Annotated in this window: 1 protein-coding gene and 1 pseudogene; both read left to right on the plus strand. The window is 33.0% G+C overall.

The window, feature by feature from the left end; translation table 11 throughout:
* Positions 1 to 216: 216 nt before the first annotated feature.
* Positions 217 to 2493 (plus strand): phosphoenolpyruvate synthase, encoded by a 2277-nt coding sequence (gene ppsA, locus BP769_RS02355; protein WP_413861957.1) that lies wholly within the window; start codon positions 217 to 219, stop codon positions 2491 to 2493.
* Positions 2494 to 2687: 194 nt separating this feature from the next.
* Positions 2688 to 2854: pseudogene (locus tag BP769_RS02360) on the plus strand (tyrosine decarboxylase MfnA); the annotation flags it as partial.

Consider the following 2854-nt stretch of genomic DNA (forward strand, 5'->3'; position numbering starts at 1 on the left):
AAAAAATAATTAATGTTAATATTTGATTAATAAAAAAAAGATTTAAAAGTTAATTCCAGAAAAAATTAACCCTCAAAAATAAAATAAAATTCAATAAAACCTAAAAAAAAATAATGGATTAATCATTAAATTCTATTTAAAAAAATTTTTATGGAAAATTTATATTATATTTTTAAAAAAATATTGTGAAAAAAATATTAGAGGAAATTTGAAAAAATGTATGTTGAAAGATTTGAAAATATTAGCAAAGACGACATTGGAATAGCTGGGGGCAAAGGAGCAAATCTTGGAGAATTAACTCAAGCAGGCATCCCTGTACCACCCGGATTTGTAATAACAGCAGAAACTTACCAAAAATTCATGGAATCTACTGGAATATTCCAATCTGTAATGGATATACTTGACACAATCGATATTAACAAAACTAAAGAACTTCAAGAAGCTGCAGAAGAAATAAAACAAATAATCATTGACACTCCAATACCAGAAGACATAACCACTCTTATAATAGAAGCATACAATGCCTTATCACAAAGAGTAGGTGTTGATGATGCAGATGTAGCAATAAGATCATCTGCAACAGCAGAAGATTTACCTGATGCATCATTTGCAGGACAACAAGATACTTTCCTTCATGTTAAAGGAACAGAACAAGTAATTGAATATGTTCGTAAATGTTGGGCAAGCTTATTTGAAGCAAGAGCAATCTTTTATCGTGAAGAAAACGACTTCGACCACTCCAGAGTATTAATTGCAGTTGTAGTTCAACAAATGGTTAACTCTGAAAAAGCAGGAGTAATGTTCACTGTAAACCCATCAACAGGGGAAAATATTGCATTAATAGAAGGATCCTGGGGATTAGGGGAAGCAGTAGTTTCTGGAACAGTAACACCTGATACTTACACTGTAGATAAAGATAATGATAAAATCTTATCAGTTAAAGTTAGTGAAAAAAGATACATGTTCACAAAAGATGATGAAGGAACCAGTAAAGAAACCACTGTACCAAAAGACAAACAAAACCTAAGAGTTTTACCAGATGATGAATTACTTAATTTAGTTGAAATGGGAAAACGTATACAAGCACATTACGGAAAACCACAAGATACTGAATGGGCAATGGAAAATGGTAATTTATTCATGTTACAATCCAGACCAATCACTACACTTGGAGATGACACTCCAAAAGTTGAAACTAGTGAAGTTGAAGACATGAAAGTAATTAAAAAAGGATTAGGTGCAAGTCCAGGTACCGGTTCTGGAACAGTTAAAATAATTAAAAAAATCCAAGAACTCGACAAAATCGAAGACGGAGACATAATGGTTACAACAATGACCACACCAGATATGGTTCCAGCAATGAAAAGAGCTAATGCAATCGTAACTGATGAAGGAGGAGTAACTTGTCACGCTGCAATCATCTCCCGTGAACTTGGAATACCATGTGTAGTGGGAACTGGAGACGGAACTAGTGCAATTAAAGAAAACATTGATGTTACTGTAGATGGTAAAAAAGGATTCATCTATGAGGGAATCCAAAAACAAGCCGAAGAAAAAACAGAAACACCAGTAAGTGTTGCACAAGAAGCTCCAATAATAACCGTAACACAAGTAAAAGCTAATGTAAGTATGCCTGAAGCTGCACCAAGAGCATTTGCAACTGGAGCAGATGGAGTAGGATTACTTCGTACTGAACACATGATGTTAGCTGCTGGAGTTCACCCTGTAAAATTCTTAGAAGAAGACAGAGAAGATGAACTAGTAAACATATTAGTTGAAAACATTCTCAAAGTAGTGGATGTATTCTATCCAAAACCAGTATGGTACCGTACATTAGATTCCCCAACTGATGAATTTAAAACACTTGATGGTGGAGAAAACGAACCTGATGAACCAAACCCAATGCTCGGTTGGAGAGGAATCAGAAGAGAACTTGACCAAGACGGTATACTTCGTGCAGAATTTAAGGCAATTAAAAAGTTACATGATCAAGGATACACAAATATTGGAGTAATGATTCCATTAGCACAACATCCTGATGAACTTAGAAAAGCAAAGAAAATCTGTGAAGAAGTAGGATTAACCCCACACAAAGACATTGAATTCGGAATGATGGTAGAAATACCAGCAGCAGCAATCCTCATACAAGACTTCATTGATGTTGGCTTAGACTTCGTGAGTTTAGGAACTAACGATTTAACCCAATATACACTTGCAGTAGACCGTAACAATGAATTTGTTGCTAAAAATTATAGTGAAGAACACCCAGCAGTAATGGCATTAGTAGAACGCACAATCAGAACATGTGTTGAAAATGGTGTAACCTGCAGTATCTGTGGTCAAGCAGGAAGTGTACCTCACATTGTTGAAAAACTTGTTGGAATGGGTATTACAAGTGTATCTGCAAACTCTGATGCAATATTAGAAGTGCGTAAAACAGTAGCACGTGCAGAACAAAAATTAATACTTGATGCTGCAAGAAAACAACAATAAAAAAAACATTGGATTATCAAAAAAAGAAAAATACATTTTCATCTTTTTTTTATAATCCTCTCTTTTTTTAATATTCTTTTAAACAATAATAAACATTAAATTAAATTTTTATTCTATTTTAAAACTTTTTTTTTTTAATCATATTTCCATAAAAATTAATAATTAATAATAAAATTAAAAATAAGGGAATTTATATGAATACAAAACCAATAGCAAAATCAGAAATCCTAAAAGAACTACAAGAATACCAAAACCAAGATTACAAATACGAATCAGGAAGGATATTGGGTTCAATGTGCACACAAGCACATCCATTTGCTAAAGAAGTTTTTATAAAATTTTTAGACAGTAACCTTGGAGA

This window comes from Methanobrevibacter sp. UBA417 (assembly GCF_002508845.1).
Taxonomy (GTDB): domain Archaea; phylum Methanobacteriota; class Methanobacteria; order Methanobacteriales; family Methanobacteriaceae; genus Methanobrevibacter_A; species Methanobrevibacter_A acididurans.

Coding starts and splice junctions, on each gene's coding strand:
- ppsA (WP_413861957.1), top strand. CDS start 217: ATGTATGTTGAAAGATTTGAAAATATTAGCAAAGACGACATTGGAATA.